Annotated in this window: 6 protein-coding genes; all 6 read right to left on the bottom strand. The window is 35.0% G+C overall.

Features of this window, described 5'->3' with window-relative positions:
- Positions 1 to 580: 580 nt before the first annotated feature.
- The 6 genes from Q5O86_RS03305 to Q5O86_RS03280 all read right to left on the bottom strand — a co-directional run bounded on the left by Q5O86_RS03305 (position 581) and on the right by Q5O86_RS03280 (position 7,650).
- Positions 581 to 1,978 carry a glycine--tRNA ligase gene (locus tag Q5O86_RS03305; RefSeq protein WP_302625727.1) on the bottom strand — a complete coding sequence of 466 codons (1,398 nt, stop codon included), beginning with the start codon at positions 1,976 to 1,978 and terminating at the stop codon, positions 581 to 583.
- A gap of 29 nt (positions 1,979 to 2,007) precedes the next feature.
- Complete coding sequence (locus Q5O86_RS03300; RefSeq protein ID WP_302625726.1) at positions 2,008 to 2,643, bottom strand: hypothetical protein; 636 nt, start codon at positions 2,641 to 2,643, stop codon at positions 2,008 to 2,010.
- Between the two features lie 114 nt (positions 2,644 to 2,757).
- Positions 2,758 to 3,489 carry a DNA repair protein RecO gene (recO, locus tag Q5O86_RS03295; RefSeq protein WP_302625725.1) on the bottom strand — a complete coding sequence of 244 codons (732 nt, stop codon included), beginning with the start codon at positions 3,487 to 3,489 and terminating at the stop codon, positions 2,758 to 2,760.
- Positions 3,434 to 3,628 (bottom strand): hypothetical protein, encoded by a 195-nt coding sequence (locus Q5O86_RS03290; protein WP_302625724.1) that lies wholly within the window; start codon positions 3,626 to 3,628, stop codon positions 3,434 to 3,436. Before Q5O86_RS03290 ends, recO begins: the two co-directional genes overlap by 56 nt.
- Positions 3,629 to 3,767: 139 nt before the next feature.
- On the bottom strand, positions 3,768 to 4,682 hold the full coding sequence (gene era, locus Q5O86_RS03285; RefSeq protein ID WP_302625723.1) for a GTPase Era: 915 nt from the start codon (positions 4,680 to 4,682) through the stop codon (positions 3,768 to 3,770).
- Positions 4,683 to 4,692: 10 nt separating this feature from the next.
- Positions 4,693 to 7,650 (bottom strand): insulinase family protein, encoded by a 2,958-nt coding sequence (locus Q5O86_RS03280; RefSeq protein WP_302625722.1) that lies wholly within the window; start codon positions 7,648 to 7,650, stop codon positions 4,693 to 4,695.
- Between the last annotated feature and the right edge of the window lie 181 nt (positions 7,651 to 7,831).

The raw sequence follows: 7,831 nt of genomic DNA, 5'->3' as shown, positions 1-7,831 counted from the left end.
ATGATACGGCGACCACCGAGATCTACACTCTTTCCCTACACGACGCTCTTCCGATCTTTTTAGGTATTTCTACCTCTCCCTCAACATATGAAAATGCTTTTGATTTTATTGTTGTCACACTCTCTGGAATTGAAATACTTTTCAAATAATACATGTCCGTAAAATTATTGGAACCAATTGTTTTAATTCCATTTTCAATTACAATGTTTTCTGTATCGTACAAACTTCTTGCAAATCCTGCATCATCCCAAATATCTCCGGTTCCACTGATAGTTAATGTACGGGTATCTTTGTCATACTTATATGTTGCATGGTCTCCACACTTGCCCTTATATGTTATGTTTTCAGCCTTTACAACATTTACCCCTGTGACTGCTGACGGCAGATTTGCCGGCATTGCCATTCCACCTACCATACTCATCATTGTTACTCCCAAAATAATACCTTTTATTTTTCGCATCATTATATCCTCCTTGCGATTTGTTTTGTTTTATAAATATGAAACGCAAGAAGATAAAAAAATATTGCATAAAAAATACAGATATTTGAAAATTTTCAAATATCTGTATTAAATCATTTATTAAAATTCCATTTTCTTCTCAAAATATGCTTTCAAATCTTCGATTTTAATTCGCTCCTGTTCCATAGTATCTCTATCACGAACAGTAACTGCTCCATCCTCCACGGAATCAAAGTCATAAGTCACGCAGAACGGTGTTCCAATCTCATCCTGACGACGATATCTCTTGCCGATAGCTCCTCTATCATCATATTCGCAGTTATAGTATTTACTCAATTCTGCAAATACTTTTTCAGCGCCTTCGTTTAACTTCTTTGACAACGGAAGAACACCAATCTTAACCGGTGCAATTGCCGGATGGAAATGCAATACGGTTCGCATATCCGGCTTTTCTTCTGTGCCAATATTTTCTTCATCATATGCAGAGCATAAGAATGCAAGAGTCACTCTGTCCGCTCCCAGCGATGGTTCTATAACATACGGAACATATCTCTCATGTTTCTCATCATCAAAGTATGTCAAATCTTCTTTAGATAAATCCTGGTGTTGCGTCAAATCATAATCTGTTCTGTCCGCAATACCCCAGAGTTCTCCCCATCCAAATGGGAATAAAAACTCAATATCTGTTGTTCCCTTTGAGTAGAAACATAATTCTTCCGGAGAATGGTCTCTCAATCGCATTTCATCTTCCTTTATTCCAAGACTCAGCAACCAATCACGACAGAATGCTCTCCAATATTGGAACCACTCAAGGTCTGTTCCCGGCTCACAGAAAAACTCAAGTTCCATCTGCTCGAACTCTCTTGTTCTGAATGTAAAGTTACCCGGTGTAATTTCATTTCTAAAAGATTTTCCAATCTGTCCAATTCCAAAAGGAATCTTTTTTCTGGATGTTCTCTGAACATTTTTGAAATTTACGAAAATACCCTGTGCTGTTTCAGGTCTTAAATACACCGTATTTTTTGCATCTTCCGTCACACCCTGGAATGTCTTAAACATAAGATTAAATTCTCGGATATCTGTAAAATTATGTTTACCGCATGTAGGACATTCAATCTGCTTTTCTTCTATGTATTCAGCCATCTGCTCATGTGACCATGCATCAATAGACTCTTCTGCCTGTATTCCATTCGCATCCATGTAATCTTCAATTAACTTATCTGCTCTAAATCTCTCATGACATTCTTTACAATCCATTAACGGGTCAGAAAATCCTCCAAGATGTCCGGATGCAATCCATGTCTGAGGATTCATAAGAATCGCACAATCCACGCCTACATTATATGGATTTTCCTGAATAAACTTTTTCCACCACGCCTTTTTCACGTTATTCTTAAGCTCAACACCAAGATTTCCGTAATCCCAAGTGTTTGCAAGTCCTCCATAAATCTCTGAACCCGGATATACAAATCCTCTGCTCTTTGCAAGAGCTACAACCTTTTCCATTGTCTTTTCCATATTTTTTTAACCTTCTCCTTAAAATTAATTTAGTATATAATATAGCTCAAGTCCTCACCGGCTTTTCCTGTAGTAATGATTCCATCTTCGTCCACACTACAGTTTGTACTCATATATTTCACATCTTTATCAATCTGTACTCTATAGCTGTCATTGACAATAAGAATATTAACATCATCTAATTTCTTGATTTCTTTTGCAGAAAGTTTCTCCTTTTTATCAGGAGATATGAAATCACCTTTTATCTTACAGTCCGAATTATCAGCCAGAGAGCCCACATAAAACTGATTTTTATCGATATTATTATAACCTGTTATATATGTCAGAAAATCATATGCAGTGGCAAAATCTATAACTAATGTTGCAATGTCACTTTTCACTTTAAATGTATCTACTGATATAGCATTTTTTATGGATGCTTTACTGCTCCCATTATAGTTTTCCACTTCTTCGTTTATTGTATCTTCCAGCTTATCTTCGTCATAGTAATCTTTATCGAACTTTTCAGAAACACCATAGGATACTTTTCCATCTTCCTGTATGTAAATTGCACTTTGACCTTCTTCTAAATCCATATCGCCTATAGTCTTCCCACATCCGGTAAGACCAAAAACAAATACAATAACAAGTGCCAATGCAATCATCACCTTTTGTACATGTCTCATGAATTTTACCCTCCTAGTTTTTGACACTTCTCTTTATCTATAAAAAACTGTACCTAGCTTTTCATTTTAAACGGTATCAGCTTTTATTTCAATATATATTTTGCATAAAATTATTTATAAAAATTCTAAGGAATGAAACGTTTTGTCGATGATTTTGTTCATATAGGTTCTAATCACTCTTTTCATCTGTTCTAAAACTTCATCTGTCACTGTAAATGAAAACACTTTATTGATTGGTGTTAGTACAATATATTGTAAAGCATAAACTGCCGAATTACATATCAGTTGATTTGTCAAAACTCCCACATGACAATTCTTACAGAGCATCATATTATGGTCACTATCAAAATAATCCAGATTATCTTTTCTCATGCAATTTCCACACTGAAAAACATTTGGATACTCACCGTTAATCACCAATGTTTTTAGTTCATAAATACATCTTATCAGCTCATTGGATATACGGTTTATGCTTAATTCTTTCATTGCCATATATAAAAGTTTAAGAGTCTCTGACGCCTCTATTCCTTCCCTGCCATAATAGTCAGCCAGTTCTAAGAAATACATTCCCATATACATACTTTCTATATCAGTCATTGTATTACTGAAGTAGTCAGTGATTTTCATTCCTGTTACGGTATACGCATTTCGTCCTCTGTACAATGAAAACTCTCCAAAAGCCATCGGCTGGCTTCCACCTAGAAACTGACTATTCTGCTTCCTTGCTCCTCTGGCAAATGCCGTGATTTTTCCAAACTCCTTTGTGAGAATCACCAAACGCTTATCATATTCACTTATAGCCATCGAAGAAATTACCATTCCCATTGCCGTAACTGTTTCTATCATCCTTTTCGCCTTCTGTACTATTTATCGCCGAAATAAAACTTTCTCTTGCCTCGTTGATTCTTCTTTCATCTGCATATCTCAAATAATCTTCAACCTTACCCGTTGATTCAAAAACTTTCCAGCTGTTTAAATTATCCATCTTATCCCTCCGTGATGATGCAATTTAAAATCTAACTTCAAATTGCTTATTTCAATTCAAAACGAATCGATAAGATTATAATTTCCCATACATATTTTTGTATACGCAGTTTTACCCTTAAGAAAAAACTGGAAATGCTTTACCTTTCTTCCACATATCCATAATTTTTCATTAACATCTCACTATCACGCCAATCTTTTCTTACCTTAACCCACAATTGCAGATTTACTTTCATCTCTAACTGCTGCTCTATTTCATAGCGTGCATTGGTTCCAATTTTTTTTAACATGCTCCCTTTTTTACCGATAATAATGCCCTTATGCGAATCCCTTTCGCAGACAATAGTCGCTTCTATATCCGTAATATTCCCATTTCTTCTTTTTTTCATTTTTTCTATTGTAACGGCAATTCCATGTGGAACCTCCTCATTTAATGCATGAAGAGCCTTCTCACGGATTAACTCTGCCACAATCTGACGCATTGGTTGGTCTGTCACGGTGTCCTCATCATAATACTGCGGTCCTTGCGGCAGATATTTAAAAATCTGTTCAATGACTGTATCGACATTTTTTCCTCTTAGTGCTGAGGCAGGAATAATTTCATCAAAATCATAAATTTTTCTATATGCATCTATAAATGTAAGAACTTCCTCCGTCTTCACAGTATCTGTTTTATTGATTACTAAAATAACCGGAATCCCTATTCCCTGCAATTGCTCTGCAATATGCTGTTCCCCTGCACCAATAAAAGTATCAGGCTCTACCAGCCACATAATTAAATCTACTTCTTTTAATGTTTTTTCCGCCACATTTACCATGTATTCCCCAAGCTTATTTTTTGCCTTATGGATTCCCGGAGTATCTAAAAATACAATCTGCCCCTCATCACAAGTATAAACTGTCTGTATTTTATTTCTTGTAGTCTGCGGCTTGTTGGATGTTATAGCAATTTTCTGTCCTATAATCCGATTCATTAATGTTGACTTTCCTACATTGGGTCTTCCAATTAATGCCACAAATCCTGATTTAAATTTTACATTTGTATCTAAACTCATCTATTACCTCTTATCCTAATTCCTTTATTTCCTTAAACAAATTCTTTGATTCTTCAATCGCACTCTTGCTTCCCACAACACAGACATTATTCTGTCTCAATATATTCTTCACGAGAGGGGCTAAACTTCTTATTGTCTCACTGGTTGTAGTTAGAACTTCCTTTCTTGTTTTTTCAAGCATATCATAAGTAATACCTGCCATATAGTTACTGAGTTCTCTCATGCTGATATCTGCCGCATTCAACGGAATATCCATTAAACTTACTGTTCCGATAATATATTTTCGCATCTCACGCTCATCCACTTCAAAGTTTTCAATAAAATCCGGAGCCTTTTCAAATACCTGAACTGTATTCGCCAATTTAGGGTCTCTATAAGAAGTAAAAAATCCATCACCCGACCTGCCAATAATACAATTACATCCGTATGCTCCACCCAGCACTCTTATATGATTCCACAAATATTCGCTTCGCATAATATTTCCAAGCACAAGTAAGCTTCCCTGATATGGCATTGTGCTGCCATTTTCATTGTAATTTCCGGACATTGCAACATACTGTACCTGTCCTGAAGTAATAAAGGCTTCGTTTTTCTGTTCCGGAACAAACTCCCATCCGTCAAACTGTTCCTTGTATATATTTTTATTTTCAAACATATTGGACTTTAGAGTAACTGTCATTTCCTTTACTTTTTCAAAACTCTCACAATCACCCGCATAATTGAGCGTAATATTATCTTTTATAAAAACCTGTGTCAGTGTTTCTTTTAGCATAGACACTACTTCATCTTTTTTATTTTCATAATTGTCTACAATATCTTTGACGAAATCATAAAAACTGATTCCCGCAATTTGTTCCCTGATGAAATATGCTTTTGAATAGTAAGATGCTGCCCTTAGTCTCGCTGCACTGTCTCCTGAACTCACAATTTTCTTGTTTATTCTAAGCTTTAATTCGTCTAAAAGCTCCTTTAAACGTTTCGTATCGTCAAACCTTGTTTTTAGAATTACTTCCTGAATAATCTCATACGCCTTTTCTATTTTCTCATACAATACTTTGGTATGAATCTCTATATTAAATACAATTTTATCACTTATGCTATTCACATAAAGTCCTGTATCAAAGGCAAGCCCTCCCAGATTCAAATCGATATCTCTATTTAAATCCATATATCCTCTATCTGTATCCATATATGTCAAAAGATGTTTTAAAAGTCCAATATATGGATGATATTTCGCAGGCATTTTAGAACAGTCAAAGACAATATCCACATATCCGATTCCATTCGTAAATATATCATTGTGAAGAATTGTTATATTATCTTTCTCACTTTTCTTACTGAGCAGCGGCTTCGGGTTTGGGGTAATATCCTCGATTTTCAAAAGTGGAATTACTTCCAGTTCTTCCGATGTAGAAGGACTTTCCTGAAATGCCTTTAGTTCCTTTGTCTCATCTATGAGTTTCTGTATCTCGTCTCTGCTCAATTGAGCTTTTTTATCTGCCAATCTCTTCTTTAGAATACGTTCCCTTTCTTCCGTCAATCCTTTCTTTGGAGACAGGACAACAATAGAATGATGTGTATTTTCTATCAGGTATTTTCTGATAAGATTTTCAAAATAATCTGTACCAATTTTTTCCCTTAAGTCATCAAAAATCTCATTGGTTTCTAAATGTATAAACGGCTGATTATCATCATACAACCAGCTTGCAAGTACATCTAATCCCCACATAAGTCCTTTTGGAATCGTACCAAAATCGGCTTCCCTTGTATCAAACTCTATTGTGTTTAATCCTGCAAGCAATGTATTTTTATCGATTCCGTTTTCAGCGATTTCACTCAGTGTCTGCTCAACAACTTTTATAAATTTTTCTTTATCCTTTTCGCTGGCGTTCTTCGCAACAATACTGTAAACAGGCTGATACATATCATCCTCGAAAGAACCATAAACTGCTTTTCCGATTCCCGCATCAATAATTGCCTGTTTTAAAGGAGCTCCCTCTATCTCCATCAACGCATACTTCAATATTTTAAAGGAAATCATTAACCGTGCGTCTAAATTATCACCAATTACATAGTTTGAGGTGAGCATTGCACTTTCTTCTTCCCTGTCATTATCTGAAATAGAATAATCCTTTGTCATCTCTAATGTTTTATCAAACGTCTTTTGTCTCTTAATAACTGAATCTATCTCTAATTTATCATAAAGTCCGAGATACTCCTTATCCATCCACTCTAATCGTTCCACCATGTCCATATCACCGTATAAGTATATAAAACTATTTGACGGATGGTAGTATTTTTTATGAAAGTCTAAATATTCTTCATAAGATAACTCTGGAACATATTCCGGGTCTCCCCCTGATTCATTCCGGTATCCGTTATCAGGGAATAATGACTGGGATGTTACCCTGGCGGCGATTCCATCAATTGATGAATATACACCTTTCATTTCATTGTAAACGACTCCATTGATTTCTAAATCTGCATCTTTATCATTTAATTCATAATGCCAGCCTTCCTGTTTAAAAATTTTATCTTCCGTATAAATGTTAGGATTGAAAACCGCATCCATGTATATATGCATTAAGTTTTTAAAATCTTTCTCATTATAACTCGCCACAGGATAAACAGTCTTATCCGGATATGTCATTGCATTTAAAAATGTATTCAATGAACCCTTTACCAATTCCATAAACGGGTCTTTCACAGGGAAATTTTTTGAACCGCATAAAACTGTATGCTCAATTATATGCGGAACTCCGGTATTATCACTGACCGGGGTTCTAAAACCTATGTTAAAAACCTTATTATCGTCCTCATTAGAGAGCAGAACAATTCTGGCACCGGTTTTCTTATGTCTCAATAGCCAGGCATCCGAATTTACCTCTTCTATATATTTATTTTGGATAACTTCATATTTCTGCAATTCTCTTATTTTTTTATTTTTCTCTATAACGTTTTTTACCATAGATTTACTCCCTTTCACCGATAAAATTTTCGCTAATGTATATATTACCATAATTTTACTTTTCTATCCACATTCACAAAATATTTCATAAACATTAACTGTTAGCACGAATAACTTATACTTTTATTTCTATATCCCGTCTAAATATTTATGTATAATCAAAAAATGAATCGAACTCCCT

The sequence above is a fragment of the uncultured Eubacterium sp. genome (assembly GCF_937958975.1).
Lineage (GTDB): Bacteria > Bacillota > Clostridia > Lachnospirales > Lachnospiraceae > Eubacterium_G.
The sequence above is the reverse complement of the archived record's forward strand: the minus strand, read 5'-3'. Positions and strand labels throughout refer to the sequence as shown.